General features: G+C 73.8%; 17 protein-coding genes. 7 read left to right on the forward strand and 10 right to left on the reverse strand.

What is annotated here, in order from left to right; genetic code table 11:
- Window positions 1-2: 2 nt before the first annotated feature.
- Window positions 3-788 carry an SURF1 family protein gene (locus AB0D93_RS02450; protein ID WP_362111549.1) on the reverse strand — a complete coding sequence of 262 codons (786 nt, stop codon included), beginning with the start codon at window positions 786-788 and terminating at the stop codon, window positions 3-5.
- Between the two features lie 61 nt (window positions 789-849).
- Complete coding sequence (locus AB0D93_RS02455; protein WP_362111552.1) at window positions 850-1698, reverse strand: class I SAM-dependent methyltransferase; 849 nt, start codon at window positions 1696-1698, stop codon at window positions 850-852.
- An 84-nt stretch (window positions 1699-1782) separates the two neighbouring features.
- On the opposite strand from AB0D93_RS02455, the gene AB0D93_RS02460 reads away from it, so the two are divergent.
- A complete protein-coding gene (locus AB0D93_RS02460) occupies window positions 1783-3600 on the forward strand; it encodes a prolyl oligopeptidase family serine peptidase (RefSeq protein ID WP_362111555.1) in 1818 nt (605 codons plus the stop codon).
- A gap of 40 nt (window positions 3601-3640) precedes the next feature.
- Here the strand turns inward: AB0D93_RS02460 and AB0D93_RS02465 are convergent, their stop codons facing one another.
- Window positions 3641-5443, reverse strand: coding sequence for an NAD-binding protein (locus AB0D93_RS02465; protein WP_362111871.1), 1803 nt, complete (start codon window positions 5441-5443; stop codon window positions 3641-3643).
- Window positions 5444-5597: 154 nt separating this feature from the next.
- On the opposite strand from AB0D93_RS02465, the gene AB0D93_RS02470 reads away from it, so the two are divergent.
- Both AB0D93_RS02470 and AB0D93_RS02475 read left to right on the forward strand, forming a co-directional pair.
- Entirely contained in the window at window positions 5598-6617 is a 1020-nt protein-coding gene (locus AB0D93_RS02470; RefSeq protein WP_362111558.1) for a permease, read from the forward strand.
- A complete protein-coding gene (locus AB0D93_RS02475) occupies window positions 6614-7327 on the forward strand; it encodes a TIGR03943 family protein (protein ID WP_362111561.1) in 714 nt (237 codons plus the stop codon). Before AB0D93_RS02470 ends, AB0D93_RS02475 begins: the two co-directional genes overlap by 4 nt.
- Before the next feature lie 50 nt (window positions 7328-7377).
- Here the strand turns inward: AB0D93_RS02475 and AB0D93_RS02480 are convergent, their stop codons facing one another.
- Window positions 7378-9420 (reverse strand): NAD(+) synthase, encoded by a 2043-nt coding sequence (locus AB0D93_RS02480; protein ID WP_362111564.1) that lies wholly within the window; start codon window positions 9418-9420, stop codon window positions 7378-7380.
- Window positions 9421-9578: 158 nt separating this feature from the next.
- On the opposite strand from AB0D93_RS02480, the gene AB0D93_RS02485 reads away from it, so the two are divergent.
- The gene (locus tag AB0D93_RS02485) at window positions 9579-10565 is read left to right on the forward strand and encodes an ATP-binding cassette domain-containing protein (RefSeq protein ID WP_362111568.1); all 987 of its coding nucleotides are present in this window, start codon (window positions 9579-9581) and stop codon (window positions 10563-10565) included.
- Complete coding sequence (locus tag AB0D93_RS02490) at window positions 10562-11353, forward strand: ABC transporter permease (RefSeq protein WP_362111571.1); 792 nt, start codon at window positions 10562-10564, stop codon at window positions 11351-11353. Before AB0D93_RS02485 ends, AB0D93_RS02490 begins: the two co-directional genes overlap by 4 nt.
- A gap of 25 nt (window positions 11354-11378) precedes the next feature.
- Here AB0D93_RS02490 and AB0D93_RS02495 read toward each other — a convergent pair whose 3' ends face one another.
- The 4 genes from AB0D93_RS02495 to AB0D93_RS02510 all read right to left on the reverse strand — a co-directional run bounded on the left by AB0D93_RS02495 (window position 11379) and on the right by AB0D93_RS02510 (window position 17228).
- Window positions 11379-14543 carry a BTAD domain-containing putative transcriptional regulator gene (locus AB0D93_RS02495; RefSeq protein WP_362111574.1) on the reverse strand — a complete coding sequence of 1055 codons (3165 nt, stop codon included), beginning with the start codon at window positions 14541-14543 and terminating at the stop codon, window positions 11379-11381.
- 78 nt (window positions 14544-14621) lie between these two features.
- Window positions 14622-15542, reverse strand: a complete 921-nt coding sequence (locus AB0D93_RS02500; protein ID WP_362111577.1) for a hypothetical protein — start codon at window positions 15540-15542, stop codon at window positions 14622-14624.
- A 147-nt stretch (window positions 15543-15689) separates the two neighbouring features.
- Window positions 15690-16628, reverse strand: a complete 939-nt coding sequence (locus AB0D93_RS02505) for a hypothetical protein (protein WP_362111580.1) — start codon at window positions 16626-16628, stop codon at window positions 15690-15692.
- A 93-nt stretch (window positions 16629-16721) separates the two neighbouring features.
- Entirely contained in the window at window positions 16722-17228 is a 507-nt protein-coding gene (locus tag AB0D93_RS02510; RefSeq protein WP_362111583.1) for a hypothetical protein, read from the reverse strand.
- A gap of 286 nt (window positions 17229-17514) precedes the next feature.
- Here AB0D93_RS02510 and AB0D93_RS02515 point away from each other — a divergent pair, with 286 nt between their 5' ends.
- Window positions 17515-18651: an MFS transporter gene (locus tag AB0D93_RS02515; protein WP_362111874.1), complete on the forward strand. Its 1137-nt coding sequence runs from the start codon at window positions 17515-17517 to the stop codon at window positions 18649-18651.
- Window positions 18652-18729: 78 nt separating this feature from the next.
- Here the strand turns inward: AB0D93_RS02515 and AB0D93_RS02520 are convergent, their stop codons facing one another.
- A complete protein-coding gene (locus AB0D93_RS02520; protein ID WP_362111586.1) occupies window positions 18730-19740 on the reverse strand; it encodes a sigma-70 family RNA polymerase sigma factor in 1011 nt (336 codons plus the stop codon).
- A 221-nt stretch (window positions 19741-19961) separates the two neighbouring features.
- On the opposite strand from AB0D93_RS02520, the gene AB0D93_RS02525 reads away from it, so the two are divergent.
- A complete protein-coding gene (locus AB0D93_RS02525; RefSeq protein ID WP_362111589.1) occupies window positions 19962-20732 on the forward strand; it encodes a calcium-binding protein in 771 nt (256 codons plus the stop codon).
- Between the two features lie 166 nt (window positions 20733-20898).
- On the opposite strand, the gene AB0D93_RS02530 is transcribed toward AB0D93_RS02525, so the two are convergent.
- Window positions 20899-21108, reverse strand: coding sequence for a hypothetical protein (locus AB0D93_RS02530; RefSeq protein WP_362111592.1), 210 nt, complete (start codon window positions 21106-21108; stop codon window positions 20899-20901).
- Window positions 21109-21315 lie beyond the last annotated feature (207 nt).

The following is a 21315-nucleotide window of genomic DNA, read 5'->3' on the forward strand; positions in this document are numbered from 1 at the left end:
GGCTACGGGACCGCCGGCTCCGGTGCCTCCTGCGGCACCAGGCCCAGCGCGGCGTCCCGCGCGGCCTCGGCCTCTCGCCGTACCAGCCGGAACCACATGAACACCACGAAGCCGGCGAAGACGAACCACTCGCCGGTGTAGCCGAGGTTCTGGAACGCCTTCAGGTCCAGGCCGGTGCCGTCCGGCGCCGTCGCGGGCACGGCCTTCATCCCGGCGTCGGCCCGGTCGAGGGTCACCCAGGCGTCGTACAGCCGGTCCGGCACCAGGTTGACCAGCGAGGCCGAGCTGATCGCCGCCGTCTGCCCGGCCGGCAGCCCGCCCTGCGCGCTGACCCCGTTGTCCCCGGGCGTCTCGGACGCCTGCAGCGCGCCGGTGACGGTGACCTCACCGGACGGCGGTGCGGGCGCCTTCGCCGCGTCGGCCGTGCCCGGCAGCCAGCCCCGTACCACCGGCAGCGCCTTTCCGGAGCCGGTGTGCAGCAGGGTGAGGACGTAGAAGCCGTTCCTGTCGTCCAGCCGCCGGCCCGGCACCAGCAGCTGCTTGCCGTACGTCCCGCTCGCGGTGACCCGGCGCCCCGAGGTGGCCTTGTCGACGGGCAGCATGGAGTCCAGCGGGCGCGCTCTTTCGTGCTGGTCGGACGCGGCCTGCTTCGTCGCGGCGCGGCTGTCGTGCACCCGCCCCTCGAACCGGCTCAGCTGCCAGGACCCCATGAAGACGCAGAACGGGATGGCGAGCAGCACGAAGACGTTGATGCCCCACCAGCGGGGTGTCAGCAGAAACCGGTACACGCCTTCCACGGTACGGCGCCGCCCCCGCGCCCCCGCCCGCGGGTCGGCCCTTGGCGCCGGGTCAGCCCTCGGCGGGCCTGGTCGCCTTGAGCGAGTAGATCAGCGGGATGCGCGGGTGGCCCGCCGGGAAGCGGTGGTATCCGTCCCGCACCTCGAAGTTCTCGAAGGCCGCGAAGAGCGACACCTCGTGCTCGTGCAGGAACTCGATGCGCAGCCCGGTCGCGGCGAGCGCGGACACGACGTCGCCGAGGGTGTGCTGCCACTGCACGCTGCGGTTGTGGAAGGTGAAGGCGCCCGGCTCGGCGTAGGTGCCGGGCTCGTCGTAGACCGTCGCGTCCCGGGAGAAGTAGTCGCGCACGATCCGGGAACCGGTCGCCTGGTCCAGCGCCTCGGTGAGCGGATGGAACTCGGCGAGGTACAGGAACCCGCCGGGCGCGACGAGCGAGGCCGCGGTCCTGGCCCAGCGGCGGATGTCCGGCAGCCAGCACAGCGCGCCGAGCCCGGTGTAGACGATGTCGTACGACGCCTCGGGCACGGCGCCGGCCGCGTCGTACACGTCGCTGGTGACGAAGGCGGCGCGCTCGGGGCCGTGGCCCAGGTCGGCCGCGAGGGAGCGGGCGGCCTCGACGGCCGGGGCGGAGAAGTCCACGCCCACGACGCGGGCGGCGCCCCGGTGGGCCCAGGAGAGGGTGTCGGTGCCGATGTGGCACTGCAGGTGCAGGAGCGTCCTGCCGGTGACGTCGCCGACCTCGTCCGTCTCGAAGTCCCGCAGGACGTCCGGGCGGGCCCGGAAGGCGTCCAGGTCGTAGTAGTCACCCGCGACATGCACGGGCACGCGCTCGTCCCACATGGCCCGGTTGTCCTCGCGCCAGCCTTCAGGGACGGACGGGGTGTGGACGGAAGTGTTCATGGTCGGGAAGTTATCCACAGGCTGCGCACACCCGCCACCCAATTGTCGGCGCGGCCAGGCAGTATGGGCGGCATGACTGGGGCCATGAGTGAGAGCAAGGAGCCGGGCGTGCGGGGCACGGCCGGCATGCCGGACTGGGAGAAGCGCTTCCGGGCGCCGCGGGTGTCACTGCCCGACTGGGCGGAGGACGCGCCGCACCGCTCCCTGTTCGTGTCGAACGCGACGGGGACGTACGAGCTGTACGCCTGGGACCGGGCGACGGGCGAGCAGCGCCAGGCGACGGACCGGCCGAACGGCACGACGGACGGCGTGCTCTCCCCGGACGGCGCCTGGATCTGGTGGTTCGACGACAAGGACGGCGACGAGTTCGGCATCTGGCGCCGCCAGCCCTTCGCGGGCGGCGAGGCCGAGCCGGCCGTCCCCGGCCTCGAACCCTCCTACCCGGCCGGCCTGGCCCTGGCCCGCGACGGCCGCACGGCGGTCGTCGGCCGCTCCACGGACGAGGACGGCACGACGATCCACCTCGCCCGGGCCGGCGAGGAGCCGGTCGAGATCTACCGCCACCGCGAGTCGGCGGGCGTCGGCGACCTCTCGCACGACGGCTCCCTGATCGCCGTCGAGCACACCGAGCACGGCGACGCCATGCACGCGGCGCTGCGCGTGCTGCGCCCGGACGGCACGCCGGTCGCCGAGCTGGACGACACCGAGGGCGGCACCGAGGAGCTGGGCCTGGAGGTGCTGGGCTTCGCCCCGGTCGACGGTGACACCCGGCTGCTCATCGGCCACCAGCGCCGGGGCCGCTGGGAGCCCCTGGTGTGGGACGTGGCCACGGGCGAACAGACCGACCTTGCCCTGGACCTGCCGGGCGACGTCAGCGCCGAGTGGTATCCGGACGGCTCGGCCCTCCTCGTCGCCCACGGCTTCGAGGCCCGCAGCGAGCTGTTCCGCTTCGACCTGGCGACCCGCGAGCTGACCCGCATCCCCACCCCGCCCGGCACGGTCTCCGGCGCCACGGCCCGCCCCGACGGGAGCGTCGAGTACCTGTGGTCGTCGGCCGCCGAACCCCCGGCGGTGCGCTCCACCTCCGGCGGCGTGGTCCTGGACCCTCCCGGCATGGCGTGCCCCCCGTCGGTGCCGGTGGAGGACGCGTGGGTGGAGGGCCCCGGCGGCCGTATCCACGCCCTGATCCAGAAGCCCGCGGGGGCGACCGGCCCGCTGCCCACGGTCTTCGACCTGCACGGCGGCCCGACCTGGCACGACAGCGACTCCTTCGCCGCCGGACCGGCCGCCTGGGTCGACCAGGGCTACGCGGTGATCCGCATCAACTACCGCGGCTCCACGGGCTACGGCCGGGCCTGGACCGACGCCCTCAAGCACCGGGTCGGCCTGATCGAGCTGGAGGACGTGGCCGCGGTGCGCGACTGGGCGGTCTCCTCCGGTCTCGCCGACCCCGAGCGGCTGGTCCTCACCGGCGCCTCCTGGGGCGGCTACCTCACCCTGCTCGGCCTCGGCACCCAGCCCGAGGCGTGGACGGTGGGCATCGCGGTCGTACCCGTCGCGGACTACGTCACGGCGTACCACGACGAGATGGAGGCCCTGAAGGCCATGGACCGCACCCTGCTCGGCGGCACCCCGGAGGAGGTCCCCGAGCGCTTCGAGGCCTCGTCCCCGCTGACCTACGTCGACCAGGTCAAGGCCCCCGTCTACATCTCGGCGGGGGTCAACGACCCGCGCTGCCCGATCCGCCAGATCGACAACTTCGTCAAGCGCCTGGAGACGAGAGCCGCGACCCACGAGGTGTACCGGTACGACGCCGGTCACGGCTCCCTGGTGGTGGACGAGCGGATCAAGCAGGTGAGACTGGAGATGGAGTTCGCGGCGAGGCACCTGGGCGCGCTCTAGGCCGACGGTTCGGGGCGGCCGGGTGGAAGAGCCGCGGCGGTCAGCGCAACTCCGCGAGGCCCGTGCGCGTCGCGGCAACCACCACCCGGTCCCCCTTCTCCAGCACATGGCCCGGCGCCGTGTCGGTCCGTCCCTCCAGCGCCAGGACCCGCCAGGACCCGGCCCGGAAGGCGTCCCGCACGGTCCGCCCCTCCAACTGCGCGTGCCCGGCCACGTCGACGGCGGCGAACAGCAGCACCCTGCGCTCCACCGCGATCGCGCCGAGCACCTGCCGTCCCAGCATCGCCCCGGCGAACGCGGGCGCGGCCAGGTGCGTGACGCTCCGGCTCCGGGTGAGGGCGTGCGGGTACGCGGCCCGCAGGGTGCGGTACACGGCGGTGGCGAAGTCGTCGTCGTACAGCCGTAGCACCACCCGCAGATCGGGCCGCACGTTGCGCGCGTAGAGCACGGCCTCCAGGTTCGTGGTGTCCGCGCTGGTCACCGCGAGCAGCGCGTACGCCCGGTGGATCTTGGCGGACTCCAGCACCCCTTCCTGGGTGACGTCGCCGAGCACCACCGGCACCCGCAGCCGTCGCGCGGTGGCGAGCCCGCGTGCCTCCGGTTCGGACTCGACGCACACGACGGGGATGTTCAGCTCGCGCAGCCGGGTCAGCACCCGGGTGCCGATCTTGCCGAGGCCGAGCAGCACCACGTGCCCGCCGAGGCCGCGCGGCGGTTTGCGCAGGGCGGAGGCGGTGCGGAAGGTGCCGAGCGCCTCCAGCACGGCCGCCAGCAGCACCGGAAGCAGCAGCAACCCGACGAGCCCGGACAGGAGTTGGAGGATCTGCCGGCCCAGGGGAGCCCCGATGGCGGGGTTGTCGATGGCGAACAGGTCGAGGAGGGTGTAGTAGAAGGCGCGCAGCGGGTGGATCCCGGGGGTGACGATCCACAGGGCGACGGCGAGCGCGACCACGCACGCCACCATGCCCGCCAGCGACCACCGCAGCCGCCGGGAGAACAGCGAGGCGAGCGGCGGCACTCCGCCCCGGCCGGGCGCTGCCGACTCCCGGCCGCCCGCCGACGACACCTGCTCCAGCACCATCGCCGTCCGCGCGCCGGCCTGCCCCACCTCGTCGTCGTCGGGCAGCAGCCGGGGTTCCTGCTCCCCGCCACCCTCGGGGTCCGCGCCCGGGGAGAGCAGGGCGAGCGTGCACAGTCCGGTTCCCGCCTGCCGTTCGACGGCCCGCAGCAGCAGCCCGTCGGTCTGCACGACCTTGCTGGTGCCGGCGACGGCGGTGGCGGCCAGCGCGGGCGCGGCGGTGTCGGCGTCCGACAGCACGGTGGTGGACGCGTCCGTGCCGCCCTCGCCGTCGCCGAAGGCCAACGCGGCCGCCTGGTCGAGGAGTTCCTCGATGTGCTGGCCCAGCCGCCGGTTGTAGAGCCTGAGGACGAGCCGCAGCCGGGGATTGAGCCGGCGGGCGGTCAGCGCGGCCCGGATGTTGGTCTCGTCGTCGTCGAAGACCAGGGCGAGCGCGGCGGCCCGCTCCACCCCGGCCTCGGCGAGCACCGCCTCGGTGATCTCGGCGGCCTCCAACACCCCTTGGGCGTCGGGACCGTTGCCACCACCACCGGTGGCCGTCGCCGCCGGTCCCGGTGCCGGTCCGGACCCGGTGCCCGTGCGGCCGACCGCCGCGCTGACCACCCGGTCGAACAGCGCCGCCGACGCGGACCGGGACCGTCCGACTACCGGGGGCCTGGCGGTGCGCTCGTTCGGCGGTACCACGAGGGTGACCTGCTCGCCGTAGACTCCGCGCAACTCGGCGGCCAGCCGGTGCGCGAGCCCGTCGTCACCGCAGACCACCATGTGCGGGGCACGGGGCCCACTTTGATACGGAACGCTCGCCACGAGGGAAAAGACTGCCCCAAGGACAGGAGTGGTTCCAGCAACGGCGTGAACACCCGGGGGACGAATCGCGTACGCAGGGGGAGGGAGCCAGGACAGCCGGAGGTAACCGCACGTGGCCATCACCGAAGACGCCCCGCCCGGCGCGGAGGCCGGCCCCGCCGGTGGACCGTCCGCCCCGGAGGGCCGCAGGCTCAGCTCCCCGCTGGTGCTGACGCTGACTCTGCTCCTCGCGGTGCTCGCCCAGTCCCCCATCCGGGGGCTCCTCGGCACCCCGCTGATGCAGAGCTGGATGACGGTGTTCGTCGCGGTGACCGTGCAGGCGCTGCCGTTCCTGGTGCTCGGCGTGCTGCTGTCGGCGGCGATCGCGGTGTTCGTGCCGCCGTCCTTCTTCGCGCGCGCCCTGCCCCGCCGCCCCGCCCTGGCCGTCCCGGTCGCGGGCGTCGCGGGCGCGATCCTGCCGGGCTGCGAGTGCGCCTCGGTCCCGGTGGCCGGCGCCCTCGTCCGGAGGGGAGTCACCCCGGCCGCCGCCCTCGCCTTCCTCCTCTCCGCGCCGGCGATCAACCCGATCGTGCTGACCGCCACCGCCGTCGCCTTCCCGCGCAACCCCGCGATGGTGCTCGCCCGGTTCCTGGCGAGCCTGCTGGTGGCCTGCGCGATGGGCTGGCTGTGGCAGCGCGTCGGCCGCACCGACTGGCTGCGCCCGCCCGCCCACGGCGCGCACGAGGGCGCCACGAAGGGGGAGGCGTTCTGGCACTCGGTGCGGCACGACACCGTGCACGCGGGCGGCTTCCTGGTGCTCGGCGCGATGGCCGCGGCCACGCTGAAGGCGGCCACCCCGGCGGACTGGCTGCGCACGGCGGCCGGAAACCCCGTCTTCTCCGTGCTCGCCCTCGCCGTGCTGGCCGTCCTGCTCTCCATCTGCTCGGAGGCGGACGCGTTCGTCGCGGCCTCCCTCACCCAGTTCTCCCTGACGGCCAAGCTGGTGTTCCTGGTGGTGGGCCCGATGATCGACCTCAAGCTGTTCGCGATGCAGGCCGGCACGTTCGGCCGTACCTTCGCACTCCGCTTCGCCCCCGCCACCTTCGCGCTGGCGATCGCGGGCGCCCTCGTGACGGGAACGGTGCTGCTGTGAACCGCCAGTCCCAGGCCGCCGTCATGTTCCTGCTCGGCGCCGCCCTCCTCCACGCGGGCAGCACCGACCTGTACCTGCGCTACGTCAAGGGGGGCCTGCGCCCGCTGCTGCTGGCCTCCGGCGCGGTCCTCATCGCGGCGGCCCTGGCGACGGTCTGGTACGAGCGCCGCCGGGGCCGTGGCGGCGGGCACACCCACGAGCACCCCGAACCCAAGGTCTCCTGGCTCCTGCTGCTCCCCCTCCTCGCCCTCATCCTCGTCGCCCCGCCCGCCCTCGGCTCCTACAGCGCCCTGCGCTCCGGTACGGCCCTGCAGAAGCCGTACGCCCTCGGCCCGCTGCCCGCCGGCGACCCGGCCCCGCTGTCCGTGGTCGACTACGCCTCCCGCGCGGCCTACGGGCACGGCCGCTCCCTGCACGGCCGCCCGGTCCGGGTCACGGGTTTCCTCGCCCTGGACCACTCGGGGGCGCCGTACCTGGTCCGCATGGCCCTCAACTGCTGTGCCGCGGACGCCCAGCCCGTCAAGATCGCCCTGACCGGCGAGCTGCCCCCGGTGCTGCGCCCGGACGCCTGGCTGGAGGTGACCGGCACCTACACCCCGCGCCTCACGCACGACCCGGTGAACAACGGCCCGGTCCCGTATCTGAAGGTGACGTCGACGAAACCGGTCCCGGTGCCGCACGACCCGTACGACGAGACCTGGAACAACTGACGCCGGGACACGGCCGCCGTGACCTCGGTCACGTGTCCCGCGCGCGCTGCCTATGCCTCCGTGAGGTCGAACCGCTCCAGGTCCCGCAGCCACGCCTGGGCCGTGCCGTCCGACGGGGCCCGCCAGTCACCGCGCGGGGAGAGGGAGCCGCCTGCCGAGACCTTCGGGCCGTTCGGCATGGCCGAGCGCTTGAACTGGGAGAACGCGAAGAAGCGGCGGATGAAGACCTCCAGCCAGTGGCGGATCCGGTCGAGGTCGTAGGAGCCGCGGTCGGCCTCGGGGAAGCCGGGAGGCCAGGCGCCCGACTCGCGGTCGTGCCAGGCGTGCCAGGCGAGGAAGGCGATCTTGGAGGGGCGGAAGCCGTAGCGCAGCACGTGGAAGAGGGTGAAGTCGTGCAGCGCGTACGGGCCGATCTTCGACTCGGTGGACTGCATCTCCTCGCCGGGCACGAGCTCGGGGCTGATCTCCGTGTCCAGGATCGCGGCCAGGATCTTGCCGGTCTCCTCGTCGAACTGCTCGCTGCTGATGACCCAGCGGATCAGGTGCTGGATCAGCGTCTTGGGCACGCCGGAGTTGACGTTGTAGTGGCTCATCTGGTCGCCGACGCCGTACGTGGACCAGCCGAGCGCCAGCTCGGAGAGGTCGCCGGTGCCGAGGACGATGCCGCCGCGCTGGTTGGCGAGGCGGAACAGGTAGTCGGTGCGCAGGCCCGCCTGGACGTTCTCGAAGGTGACGTCGTACACCGGCTCGCCGGCGGCGAAGGGGTGACCGATCTCCTTCAGCATCAGTCGCGCCGTCGGCGTGATGTCCAGCTCGGCCGCGGTGACGCCGAGGGCCCGCATCAGGCGGTGGGCGTTGTCCTTGGTGTGGTCGCTGGTGGCGAAGCCGGGCAGGGTGAAGGCCAGGATGTCGCTGCGCGGGCGCCCCGCGCGGTCCATCGCGCGGGCGGCGACGATCAGCGCGTGCGTGGAGTCGAGACCGCCGGAGACACCGATGACGACCTTGGGGCCGCCGATCGCCGCGAGGCGCTGCTGGAGGCCGGCGACCTGGATGTTGTAGGCCTCGTAGCAGTCTAGGGCGAGGCGTTCGGCGTCGGCGGGCACGAAGGGGAAGCGTTCGACGCGGCGGCGCAGGCCGAGGTCGGTGGTGGCCGGCGGGGCGAGCTCGAAGGACACCGTCCGGAAGTCGGCGGTGCGTGCGGCGTGGGTGCGGCGGTTCTCGCCGAACGTCCCCATCCGCTGCCGCTCCTGCCGCAGCAGGTCGAGGTCGACGTCGGCCACCGCGTACTGCTCGCCGAGCGGGAAGCGGTCGGTCTCGGCGAGCAGCACCCCGTTCTCGTAGACGAGGGTCTGGCCGTCCCAGGACAGGTCGGTGGTCGACTCGCCGAGCCCGGCCGCCGCGTAGACGTAGGCGGCGAGGCAGCGGGAGGACGCCGAGCGGCACAGCAGCTTGCGGTCCTCGGCACGGCCGACGGTGATCGGGCTGCCCGAGAGGTTGACGAGGACGGTCGCCCCGGCCAGCGCCGCCTCCGCGCTCGGCGGCACCGGCACCCACATGTCCTCGCAGATCTCCGTGTGCAGCACGAGGCCGGGCACGTCCGTGGCCGCGAAGAGCAGGTCCACGCCGAACGGCACGTCCGCGCCGCCGAGCCGGATCGTTCCGCCGCGCTCGCCGTCGCCGCCAGCGATCTGCCGGCGCTCGTAGAACTCGCGGTAGTTCGGCGGGTACGACTTCGGTACGACGCCGAGGATCCGGCCGCGGTGGATAAGCACCGCGCAGTTGTAGATCACGTCCCGGTGGCGCAGCGGGGCGCCGACGACCAGGACCGGCAGCAGGTCCGCCGACTCGGCCACGACGGTGGCGAGCGCCGTCTCGACGTCGTCGAGCATGGCGTCCTGCAGCAGCAGGTCGTCGATCGCGTACCCGGACAGGCACAGCTCCGGGAACACGGCGACGGCGACGCCCTCCTCGGCGCACCGGCGCGCGTGGCGCAGGACCGCCTCGGCGTTGGCGGGCGGGTCGGCGATGACGGTGTGGCCCGTGCACGCGGCGACGCGCGCGAAGCCGTGCTGGTAGATCGACCAGAAGCTCAACGGGACCTCTTTCCGAAGCGACGTTCCCACAGGAGGAAGCCTAAAGGCCGCGCCGCTCCCGCCGCCCACCTGCGGGTTTCAGTGTGCTGAAGGCCTCGCCGCCCGGCTGAAACCCGGCTGAGACCGGTCTGAACCGCCCCGGCCGCAGGCTCTGCGGCATGACGACGACGGACCACGAACTCGCGATCGCGGCCACCGGGCTGCGCAAGAAATACGGGGACAAGACCGTCCTCGACGGCATCGACCTCCAGGTGCCCACCGGCACCGTCTTCTCCCTCCTGGGGCCGAACGGCGCGGGCAAGACCACGGTGGTCAACATCCTGTCCACGCTGATCTCCGCCGACGGCGGTGAGGCGCGGATCGCCGGGCACGGCCTCACCGCCGAGGCCCAGGCGGTCCGGGCGGCCATCGGGGTCACCGGCCAGTTCTCCGCCGTCGACGGGCTGATCACCGGCGAGGAGAACATGCTGCTGATGGCGGACCTGCACCACCTCTCCAAGCGCGAGGGACGGCGGGTCACCGCCGAGCTGCTGGAGCGCTTCGACCTCACCGAGGCCGCGAAGAAGCCCGCCTCCACCTACTCCGGCGGCATGAAGCGCCGCCTCGACATCGCCATGACCCTGGTCGGCGAGCCGCGGATCATCTTCCTCGACGAGCCGACCACCGGCCTGGACCCGCGCTCCCGGCACACCATGTGGCAGATCATCCGCGAGCTGGTCGCCAGCGGCACGACCGTCTTCCTCACCACCCAGTACCTGGAGGAGGCCGACGAACTCGCCGACCGCATCGCCGTGCTCAACGACGGCCGGATCGCCGCCGAGGGCACCGCCGACGAGCTCAAGCGGCTCATCCCCGGCGGACACGTCAGACTCCGCTTCACCGACCCGGCCGCCTACCGGAGCGCAGCCGCCGCGCTGCGCGAGACCACCCGCGACGACGAGGCACTCACCCTGCAGATCCCCAGCGACGGCAGCCAGCGCGAACTGCGCGCCGTCCTCGACTGGCTCGACGCCGCCGCGATCGAGGCCGACGAACTCTCCGTGCACACCCCCGACCTGGACGACGTCTTCTTCGCCCTGACCGGCGGCGCCGGCGTGCCCGCACAGGCCACCATTCGGCCCACCGACAAGGAGACCGCCCGATGAGCGCCGCCGGCCACGCGTTCCGCGACAACCTCACGATGCTCCGGCGCAACCTCCTGCACGCGCGCCGCTACCCCTCGCTCACCCTGAACGTCATGCTCACCCCGGTGATGTTGCTGCTGCTGTTCGTCTACGTCTTCGGCAACGTGATGAGCGCGGGCATCGGCGGCCGCGCGGACCGGGCCGACTACGTCGCCTACATCGTCCCCGGCATCCTTCTCATGACCGTGGGCATGACCGCGCTCGGCACCGCGGTGTCCGTGGCCACCGACATGACCGAGGGCATCATGGCCCGGTTCCGCACCATGGCGATCTCCCGCGCCTCCGTGCTGATCGGCCACGTGGTCGGCAACGTGCTCCAGACGCTGCTGGCACTGGTGGCGATCCTGGGCATCGGACTGGCCATCGGCTTCCGGCCGAACGCGACGCCGGTGGAGTGGGTCGCGGCGGCCGGGCTGATGACGCTGGTCAGCGTCGCACTGACCTGGATCGCGGTCGGCATGGGCCTGGCCAGCCCGAACGCCGAGGGCGCCAGCAACATGGGGCTGCCGCTGACGATGCTGCCGCTGCTGTCCAGCGCGTTCGTGCCGGTGGGCGCCATGCCGGACTGGTTCCGCTGGTTCGCCGAGTACCAGCCCTTCTCACCGGCCATCGAGACGCTGCGGGGGCTGCTGCTGGGCAGCGGGATCGGCACGAAGAACGCCGTGCTGACCCTGGCGTGGTGTGCCGGGCTGTCGGTGCTGGGTTACGTGTGGTCCAAGGGGCAGTTCCATCGCGAGCCCAGGAGGTGACCGCTCGCCCGGTCCCCGTACAGCCTCAGGGAATCGCCCCGCCGTCGGCTTCCAGCTCCCGCAGTGCCACCCCCCGCAGTTCCTCCCGTCCCAGGGCGGCGTACCTCGACCTCGCGTCGGCGTATGCCGCCCCGTCGGCGTTCTCCGCCGCTTCCCGGGAGCGGGCCAGGGACAGGGTGGGGAACTCCCGTACCACCGGCATCCGTTCGGCCAGCGCCACCAGCCGTACGCCCGCCGGGTCGCCCTGGGCCAGCCGGGCGTGGCCGAGCGCCAGCAACAGCGTGCCGTACACCGGCAGTTCCACCGGGGACCCGTCGACCGGCGAGCCACCGGCCGGGGCACCGGACAGCAGCCCGAGCAGCCGCGCCCGCAACTCCCCGGCGAGCCGGGCGACCGGTTCCGGCCGGCCGTGCAGCGCGTGCGCGGCCACGGCGGCCGCCTGCACCTGCAGGGCCCACGGGTCCACGAAGGGATCGTCAGCGGCGTACACGGCACTGACCTCCCGTACCCGCTCCGCCGCCCGGCGCCACAGCCCGAGCCCGACCTCGGTCAGTCCCCGGGCCAGCGAGATCTCCGCCCTGGCCTCCAGCTCGGGGTTGAACATCCCGTCCGACTCCGGCGGCTGGTCCAGGGCGGCGAGGCCCAGCCAGTACTCGGCCTCGTCGACCTCGCCCTTGTGCAGACTGGCCAGCACGAGCCCCCAGCGCACGCCGAGCGTGTCGGACCAGTCGCCGAACGCGTCCAGCGCGCTCAGTGCGGCGCGCAGATGGTCGTACGCCTCCGCGCCCCGCTCGGACTGCAGGCACAGCTCGCTGATCCGGCCGTGGCTGAGCAGGTGCATGGCCGGGTTGTCCAGCGGGGCGAGCGCGTCGAGCATCCGGCGGGCGCTCCGCAGCGCGCGCTCCGTGTCGTGCGCGGCCTCCCAGAGGTAGCTGGCCACGCCCGAGGCGATGCCGGCCAGCAACGGCTCGTCGGCCTCGCACAGTTGCTGGAGCCGGGCGTACTCCGGCGGCCGCATCTCCGGCACGGCGCACAGGACGACGGACAGGGCCCGCAGCACGGTGTCCGGCGGGGCGGGCGGCAGCCGGCGCAGGGTCACCAACTGGCGTACGGCGCGCGGGCCGTGGCCCATGAAGAGGCTCGCCGCGCACACCGCCGCCGCGCTGCGGGCCGGTTCCACGTCCGCGGGGTCGTCGGGCCGGAAGTGGGACAGGGGGCCCGCGGTGTCGGCGGCCAGCGTGGCCAGCCGGCCGTAGTGGGAGCCGGTGGACCACAGGGACGACAGCACGGCGGTGACGGCCGCGGTGGTGGGTCCGTCGGCACGGGCCAGCGCGTGCCGCAGGGCGAGGACGAGATTGTCCTGCTCGGCGCGGATGCGGGCCCAGGCGGGCACCGGATCGTGACTGAACAGCAGGTCGTGGTGGGTGCGGCCGAAATCCCTCGCCCAGGCGAGGAACCGGCCGGTCACCGTCTCCTCCTCGGCCGCCGCGGCCCGCCGGTCGGCACCGAACTCGCGCAGCGTCTCCAGCATGCGAAAGCGCACGCCGCCGGGGCCGTCGTCCGCCTTGATCAGGGACTGGCCGGCCAGCTGCTCCAGCAGGCCCAGCGTGTCCCCGGCGTCGCCGAGCAGGTATTCGGCCGCGTCCTCGGTGAAGCCGCCGGGGAACACGGACAGCGCGCGCAGGGCGGCCTGGCCGTCGGGTTCCAGGAGGTTCCAGCTCCAGTCGACGACGGCCCGCAGGGTGCGGTGCCGTTCGGGTGCGTCGCGGGCTCCGCCGCGCAGCAGCGTGAACCGGTCCCGCAGCCGGCGGGAGATGTCGGCCACGGAGAGCACCCGTACCCGGGCCGCGGCCAGCTCCACGGCGAGCGGCAGCCCGTCCAGGTGCCGGCAGATCTCGGCGACCGAGTCCGCGGGCAGCTCCACGCCGGGCCGGGCGGCCCGCGCCCGCTGCACGAACAGTTCCACCGAGGTCGCCTGGGACAGCTCCGGCAGGGCGTACACCGACTCCGAGGTCAGCCCCAGCGGGGCCCGGCTGGTGGCCAGTACCCGCAGCTCCTTGGACCGCGACACCAGCGCCTGTACGAGGGCTGCGGCGCCGGCGACGACGTGCTCGCAGTTGTCCAGCACCAGCAGCGCCGGCCCGGCACCGAGCGCGCCGACGATGCCGCCCGCCGCGTCCCCGCCGCCGGGGTACGGCCGGCCGTCCCCGGCACCGACGGCCGAGGCCACCTCGCCGGCCACGTCGTCGTCGGCGGTGACACCGGCCAGGGCGACGAAGTGGACCACGGGCTGCTCGGCGGCGCGGCTCACCGCGTGGGAGAGCCGGGTCTTGCCCAGCCCGCCCGGACCGACGACGGTGACGACCCGGGCCGTGCGCAGCAGCCCGGCCACGGCGGCGATGTCGGCGTCCCGCCCCAGCAGCGGGTTCGCCTCGTGCGGCACACCGTGCCGCACCGGTGCCGCGCCGGCGCTCAGCAACTCCTGGTACACGGCCTTGAGTCCGGGCCCCGGGTCGGTCCCCAGCTCGTCGCGCAGCCGGCGGCGATAGGCGTCGTACCGGGTCAGCGCCACGGCCCGTCCCGCGCCGGCGGCCTCGCAGCGCAGCAGCTCCGTCAGCACCTCCTCGTCCCGCGGCAGTTGTCCGGCCAGCTCGGCAAGGGGTGCCGCGGCCTGCTCCCGCCGGCCCAGCCGGGCGAGCGCCAGCGCGCGGGAGCGCACCAGCGACCGGTGCGCCCGCACCCGCTCCAGGCGCAGCGCGACCACCGGATCGTGCAGGTCCTCTCCCGGCCCGGCGCCCACGCCGCCGTCCCACAGCGCCAGCCCGGCCTCGGCCTCGGCCAGCGCACCGGCATGGTCCCCCGCCCGCGCGCGCCCGGCGCTCGCCGCCTCGTGCAGCAGCAGTGCGGAACTGTCGACCTGCGCCTCCTCCAGCGCCAGCCGGTAGCCGGTGGGTGTGCTCACGACCAGCCCGGCGCCGAGCTGCGCGCGGAGCCGGGACACCAGCACCTGCACGGCCTTGCCCGGCCGCTCGGGCTGTTCGTCGTCCCACAGCCCGTCCACCAGCCGCCCGGTGCTGCACCCGGCTCGCAGATCCCCCGCGAGCAGCGCCAACAGCCCGCGCAACCGGGGCGCGGTGATCTCCCGGCCACGACAGGCGACGCGGGACAGCAGGGTCAGCTCGGTGGTCACGTCGTGAAGACTAGGGCGTTTCCTCCGACGCGGGCACGGCGAAGTCCTGCCGTCCGCCGCGACCGGGGTGCGACGTCGTCAGGACGCCCACCGGTCGATCACCTTGTCCCGCATCAACTCCTCCAACTCCGCGTCGGACAGCGGGTGCAGGGTGTTCAGCAGACGGCGCAGAGCGGGTTCGTCCAGGGTCTGGCTGGTGATCTCGGCCTCCGCGGCACGGTGGCGGCGGGTGAGGGTGACGACGGGTGTGCCACCGGGGACGTCGCGGACCGTACGCATCTCGCCGTGTCCGTCCACCGTGCAGGTCACGCCCTTCTCCGCGGGTTCGGGGCACCGGAGTTCCGGCGTGAGCGGCGGGCGCACGGTGAGGCCCACGTACCCGTCCTGCCGAACGGAGTGGTACTCGATGCCGAAGGAGCCGGCGCCGGTCTGGGCACGGACCGCCTCCATGCCGGGCGGCGTGGCGATCACATACTGCAGTTCCGGATGCTCCCGGTACCGCGCGACCTCCGCGACGTGCCCGCGCTGCCGCGCCCGGGCCGGGCCGACGAAGCCGCCGTAGACCACCCCGGCGGCCAGCGCGGCCACCGCGCCGAGCCGTATCCACCGGTTCGGTACGAAGAACGCCGCGGCCACCGCGTACGGCACCCCCGTCAGCGCGAACCGGGTCCTGTCGCTCCCCAGGTCGACGCCCCCGCTGTAGGCGGCCAGACCCGCCAGGACGCCGAGCGTGCCGAGGACGAACACCAGGACCGCCCAGCCGATCCGCCGCGGCACGGAGTCGCACAGCGGCACCACGGTCCTGGCCGGTGTGCCCACCGCGACCAGCAGGCCCACCGCCGACGGCACGGACAACGCGAGGACCGGCACCGCCGCACCGGTTCCGCCGCCCCAGGCCATCAGCACCAGCCCGTAGCCGATCGCCGGCACCACGGCCGCCGTCGTCACCCAGACCAGGAAGAGATGCAGGGCCGTCAGCGCCCCTCTGCCGCTCGTCATGCCGCGGAGCCTGCCAGCCCGCGCCCTGACGCACATGAGTCCTTCTACTCAGAACTCACCGCGAGCGGTTGACACCCCGCTCCACCGTCCTCGCCCGGCGGCAGAGGCCGCACGGCACCACCCGTGCGGCCTGGGCGCTCCGCCGGTTCAGCCGACGTGCAGGGTGAGGGCCGCGGTGTGCAGCCTGCCGCCCGTCTGGAACTGGAGGAACAGCCGCCAGTTCCCGGACCGGGGGAACTCGGCGTGGAAGGTCAGCGTCGGGCCGCCGTGGTCGCCCTCGGCCCGCGTCTCCGGGTGGAGGTGGGCGAAGGCGAGGTCGCCCTGGTGGAACGCGGTCAGATGGGCGTAGGTGTCGAGGTAGGGCTGCAGGTCGGTGACCGGCCTGCCGTCCCTGCTGACGGTGGCGGTCAGCTGGTGTGCCATCCCCGCCATCGGAGCGCCCTTCACCGCCACGGTGTAGCCGTCGACGGTGGTCGTCCCGGACGCCTTCGGCAGGGGCGAGGTCATCGCCGTGCCGGACACCTTCACGGTGCGGCTGAGGACGACGCCCTTGCCCTTGCCCGCACCGCTGCCGGGGGTGAAGGAGGCGTACAGCCGCCAGGTGCCCGGCCGCAGCGCGGCCAGCGGCGCGGTCCACGTGCCGTCGCCGGCCATGGCCGGGTGCAGGTGCTGGAAGCCGGTGAGGTCGGAGCGGACGGCGTAGAAGTGCATCCGCTGGGTCTGGTCGACGGCGAAGTCGGTGACCGGCTTGCCGTCCGGTCCGGTGATGGCGAAGCGGTACGCGGCCGCCTTGCCCCCCGGGAGTGCGGAGACCGCCGAGGTCATTTTGTAGCCGCCCTTGGCGGCGGCCAGACCGTTACCGGCGGAGCCGGCGTCCATCCCGGGCATCGACGCCATGCCGTCCCCTTCGGCCGAGGCCGAGGCCGAGGGGGACGAGGTGGTGCCGTGGTGCATGCCGCCCATGGCGGAGCCGTGGCCGGAGTCGCGGTCGGAGTCCGTGCCGCAGGCGGCGAGGGTCAGGGCGAGGGCCGCGGTGGCGGCGGCCGCCGCGAGGACGCGGCGGGGCGTGCGGAAGCGCTGGGACATGGGTGTGTCTTTCCAGGTGGGCGCCGTGAGCCGGCGCGGGTGAACGTGGGGGCCGGGCGGGACGGCGGCGACGAGCCGCGGTCCCGGGTCCCGTCACGTCCGCGCGACGCACACCTGGAGCAGGAGAGGGCGTCCACCGCCTGGTGGACCTCGACGGCGGGTACCGCCGTAACCGGGCCGGGCCCATGGCAGCAGGGCGACGGCCGGAAGGACAAGGGCGACCGACGCGACCGGGGGCGCCGGGATCTGCGAGCGGGGTGTGGTGGCCTGACAGAGGTCACCCCGCACGGCCTCAGCCGTGCGGGCTGCGGCCTTGTCACCACCGGCCACGACCTGCCCGGCTGCGGTCCCGGGGTGGCCGGCCGTCGTCTCCGGCCGGCCCGGCATCGGCTCGTGAGGGAGGGCGGAGTGCGCGGTCGTCGCGGCGGGCGCCGTCCGCATGACGGCGTCCGCCGCCATGGCCCCGTGGCAGCCGCCTGAGGCCGCGGCCGGACCGCCGTGCATGAGGAACAGCCCGAGCAGCACCGCGACCAGCACCGAGGGCCGTACCGCCGAGCGGAAACGGGCCCCGGCCGGGCCGGCGGGCTGCGCGTGGATCACGGCTCCACCTTACGGGGGGTACGAGCGGGAGGGCGGGCAGCGCGGCCGACCGGGGGACCCGGCGGGCGAGGAGCGGGGCGAGAGACCAACGGCCTGCCGACGGCGCGTAGGCGCGGGGCGACCACCTGAGCTCCGTGCTCCGCCCCCTGCGCCCGGCCACGCCGTGGAGGGGGCACCTGTTACGTTCACGGCTGTGCCGAACACGGAACCGGAAGCGGCCCCGGGGCCCGGCCGGGGCCCCGGAGGGGAAGCGGTGAGCGCACGGCCGGCGCCGCCGGGCCGGCAGATGTGGCCGCTGTACGCGGCGGGGTTCACCACGGCCTTCGGCGCGCACGGCATCGCCGCCAACCTGGGCGGTCACGCCGCGGGCGCGGTCACCTCCCTGCTGGTCCTGGGCGGCCTGCTCGCGCTCTACGACGGCGCCGAGGTGTTCCTCAAGCCGGTCTTCGGCACCCTCGCCGACCGCGTCGGCGCACGCCCGGTGCTGCTCGGCGGACTCGTCGCCTTCGCCGCGGCCTCAGCCCTGTACGCCCTCGCGGACAGCCCCGGCTGGCTCTGGGCCGCCCGGCTCGGGCAGGGCGCCGCGGCCTCCGCCTTCTCCCCGTCCGCCTCCGCACTGGTCGCCCGCCTCAACCCGGCCGCCCGGCACGGCCGCGCCTTCGGGAGTTACGGCTTCCACAAGTCCATCGGCTACACGCTCGGTCCGCTGCTCGGCGGTGTCCTGGTGTGGGCCGGCGGCCTGCGGCTGCTGTTCGCCGTGCTCGCGGTGCTCGGCGCTGCGGTCGCCGGCTGGGCGGCGCTCGCCGTTCCCGTCGTACCCCCGCTGCCGAAGGCCCGGCAGACGGTGCTGGACCTGGCCCGGCGGCTGGCCGACCCGGCGTTCCTCGTGCCGACGTCCGCGCTGGCCGCGGCGACCGCCGCCCTGTCCGTCGGCGTGGGCTTCCTGCCGGTCTCGGGCCGGGCGGCCGGTCTGGGCACGGTGGCGACCGGGGCCGCCGTGTCCGTGCTCGCCGCCTGTGCGGCCGTGATGCAGCCGTGGGCCGGGCGGGCGCGGGACGACGGGCGCCTGACCACCCGGTCCGGCATCGCGGCAGGGCTGCTGGTGACCGCCGCCGGGCTGGGCTGCGCGATGCTGCCGGGTCTGACCGGCATCCTGCTCGGCGCCGCCCTGATCGGTGCCGGGACCGGTCTGATCACCCCGCTCGGTTTCGCCGCCCTGGCCGCCGCGACCCCGGCCGGGCGTCTCGGCCAGACCATGGGCGCCGCCGAACTCGGTCGCGAACTCGGCGACGCGGGCGGGCCGTTGCTGGTCGCGGTGGTCGCCTCGCTCACCACCCTCACCCACGGCTACGCGGCCCTCGGCACCTTGCTGGCCCTCGCCCCGGCACTCGCCCTCGTACGGCACCGCACCCGGACGCGGTGACCGCACGGCCGGTCAGCTCGCCCAGCACGGTGACCGCACGGCCGGTCAGCTCGCCCAGCACGGTGACCGCACGGCCGATCAGCTCGCCCAGTCCAGCAGCCGCTCGCCGGTCTCCGGCGCCCGCAGCCGGGTGAGGGACTGCTTCTCCAGCTGGCGCACGCGCTCCCGGGTCAGCCCCACCTGGTCGGCCACCTGCTGCAAGGTGCGCGCGTGCCCGTCGTGCAGCCCGTAGCGCAGGCTGAGGATCAAGGCCTCGCGGGGCGCGAGCACGCCCAGGGCGTCCCTGAGCTCCTCGGCGAGCGCCCGGTACTCGGCGACCTGCGGAGCCTGGAGCACGTCGGTGGCGGGGATGAGGTCACCGACCACGGTCTCGCCGGTCTCGTCCACCGGTGTGTCCAGGCTCAGTGTCTGCCGCCCGACCCGGCGCAGCCACGCGACCCGCTCCTCGTCGAACCCGCTCTCCCGGGCGACCTCGCCGTCCGTCGGCTCGTGGTCGAGGCGCAACTGCAGCTGCCGTTCGACCTTCGCGAGCTTCTGCAGCTGCTCCACGACGTGCATCGGCAGCCGTACGGTACGGGCGTGCTGGGCCAGGCCCCGTTCGATCGCCTGCCGGATCCACCAGGTCGCGTAGGTGGAGAACTTGAAGCCCTTGGTGTGGTCGAACTTCTCCACGGCCCGAATCAGTCCGAGGTTGCCCTCCTGGATCAGGTCGAGCAGGGGCGCCCCCCGGTGGGCGTGCCGTTTGGCTATCGACACCACGAGCCGCAGATTGGCCCGGATCATGTGGTCCTTGGCGCGCGCGCCGTCCCGTACAGCCGTCTCCAGCTCACGGCGCCGGTCCGGTGACGGCTCGCCCGCCCCGCGCTCCAGTTCCCCGGCGGCCCGCACACCGGCCTCGATGCGGCGGGCCAGCCGTACCTCTCCGTCGGCGTCGAGCAACGGGGTCGCGGCGATCTGGTTCAGATACTGGCCGAGTAGATCGGCGTCGTCGCCCGTCTCCGGCACCCGGCTGCGCGGGCGTGCGGAGCGGGCGGCGGCACGGCGATGCTCTCGCGGGTCCGCCACAGCGGACCGTGCCGGGCCGGACATGGTTCCCGCCTCCGAGTCCTGTCGCTTCGGCTCTGCTTCCAGAGGACGACGAGTACCCGGCCGTGGGGGCGGGATGCCTGCCCGCCCCTGTCCGTCGCCGTCGTCACGCCGGGGCAGCGGTGCCCGGGAACAGGTGTCCGAAAGAGCGAGGCCATCCCTTACAGTTCCTTCACCCGCCGAACGCCTACCCGGGCGACAGGCCTCTCTTCCTGAGGGAACTCATGCGCAGACTCGCCATCGGTGCCGCTTCGTCCGGCGCGCTGGCACTCATCGCACTCACCGTTCCGGTCGCTCACGCGGACACGGTGGTGGGCGACACCAATGTCTCGAACGTGGTGGTGAACGGTGGCAAGGACGTCGCCGTCGGCACGACGAACAAGGTGACCTTCAAGGTCACGTTCACGGCCTCCGACCCGTCCGGCATAGCGTCGGGGCAGACGTACCTGTACCACGGCACCTGGAGCGACCCCGACGCCTTCTGGACCCAGGACTCGCCCAGCGAAACCACGTGCACGTCGGGGACCACGGCCACCTGCACGTCGACGTACACCGTCGTCCCCGAGTACGACCTGCACTACAACGCCTTCGCGGGCACCTGGCACTTCGGGGCGTACGCGAAGGCCAAGGACGGCGACTCGGCGAAGCGGACGAACCTCGGCACCTTCCACGTGCAGCGCTACTCCAAGCTCACGGTCAACGCCTCGCCGGAGCCGGTCGCAAAGGGCCGGACGATCACCGTCACGGGCAAGCTGACCAGGGCGAACTGGGAGGACCACCTGTATCACGGGTACACCGGACAGTCGGTCAAGCTGCAGTTCCGCAAGGCCGGCAGCAGCACCTACAGCACCGTCAAGACCGTGACCACGGACGGCAGCGGCAACGCCAGGACCACGGTCACCGCCTCCACCGACGGCTACTGGCGCTACTACTTCCCGGGCACGACCACCACGCCGGCCGCCAAGGCCACGGGCGACTTCGTCGACGTGCGGTGACGAGGGGCCGCACCCACGGTCTGTGTGCTTCGGCTGGCGGGTGGCGGGATCCGAACCCGAAGCGGTCAAGTCCGGTTCGGTGTACGGACGTTGCTGTCGTAGACAGCCGCCACCGGCGATCCCGCAGGACGCGAGTGCGGCCCGCCGACCGTCTGGTGCGGCGCGTTCAGGTAATGAGTTCCGAGTGCCCGTCGGGGAACTTGCACGTGGGGCCGGTGTAGGGGCCGCCCTGATGGACGGTTCCGCCCTCGGCCGTGCACTGTTCGGCCGAGATGGACGGATACGTCGCTGCCCGAGCGGTGGCGGCGCCGACGGCACTCATGCCGACGAGGGTCGCGGTGGCGAGGGCGAGCCCGAGCAACCGTCGTGTGCGCATGGCGTTCTCCTCTCGCGTGTCCCTGGTTCGGTGCTGCGGGACGACCGGGCTGTGCCAGGGACGGCCTATTTCTCAGAATGGGTGACGGTGAGCAGGCACGCGAGTCGTCTGTCTCGGTCCCAGGGTGGGCAACTGCGGCGGAGCAACTCGGGCGAACGTGCCCCCGACGACACCTCGTCCTTCCACCGGCGCTCGCCGTGAAGTGCC

Source organism: Streptomyces sp. NPDC048191 (assembly GCF_040652655.1).
Taxonomy (GTDB): Bacteria; Actinomycetota; Actinomycetes; order Streptomycetales; family Streptomycetaceae; genus Streptomyces.

What these genes read in the sequence shown, in the direction of transcription:
- AB0D93_RS02465 (WP_362111871.1), bottom strand. Translation starts at nt 5,443, where the DNA reads ATGGTGGTCTGCGGTGACGACGGGCTCGCGCACCGGCTGGCCGCCGAG.
- AB0D93_RS02515 (WP_362111874.1), top strand. Translation starts at nt 17,515, where the DNA reads ATGTGGCCGCTGTACGCGGCGGGGTTCACCACGGCCTTCGGCGCGCAC.
- AB0D93_RS02460 (WP_362111555.1), top strand. Translation starts at nt 1,783, where the DNA reads ATGAGTGAGAGCAAGGAGCCGGGCGTGCGGGGCACGGCCGGCATGCCG.
- AB0D93_RS02500 (WP_362111577.1), bottom strand. Translation starts at nt 15,542, where the DNA reads ATGACGAGCGGCAGAGGGGCGCTGACGGCCCTGCATCTCTTCCTGGTC.
- AB0D93_RS02530 (WP_362111592.1), bottom strand. Translation starts at nt 21,108, where the DNA reads ATGCGCACACGACGGTTGCTCGGGCTCGCCCTCGCCACCGCGACCCTC.
- AB0D93_RS02520 (WP_362111586.1), bottom strand. Translation starts at nt 19,740, where the DNA reads ATGTCCGGCCCGGCACGGTCCGCTGTGGCGGACCCGCGAGAGCATCGC.
- AB0D93_RS02525 (WP_362111589.1), top strand. Translation starts at nt 19,962, where the DNA reads ATGCGCAGACTCGCCATCGGTGCCGCTTCGTCCGGCGCGCTGGCACTC.
- AB0D93_RS02490 (WP_362111571.1), top strand. Translation starts at nt 10,562, where the DNA reads ATGAGCGCCGCCGGCCACGCGTTCCGCGACAACCTCACGATGCTCCGG.
- AB0D93_RS02455 (WP_362111552.1), bottom strand. Translation starts at nt 1,698, where the DNA reads ATGAACACTTCCGTCCACACCCCGTCCGTCCCTGAAGGCTGGCGCGAG.
- AB0D93_RS02485 (WP_362111568.1), top strand. Translation starts at nt 9,579, where the DNA reads ATGACGACGACGGACCACGAACTCGCGATCGCGGCCACCGGGCTGCGC.
- AB0D93_RS02505 (WP_362111580.1), bottom strand. Translation starts at nt 16,628, where the DNA reads ATGTCCCAGCGCTTCCGCACGCCCCGCCGCGTCCTCGCGGCGGCCGCC.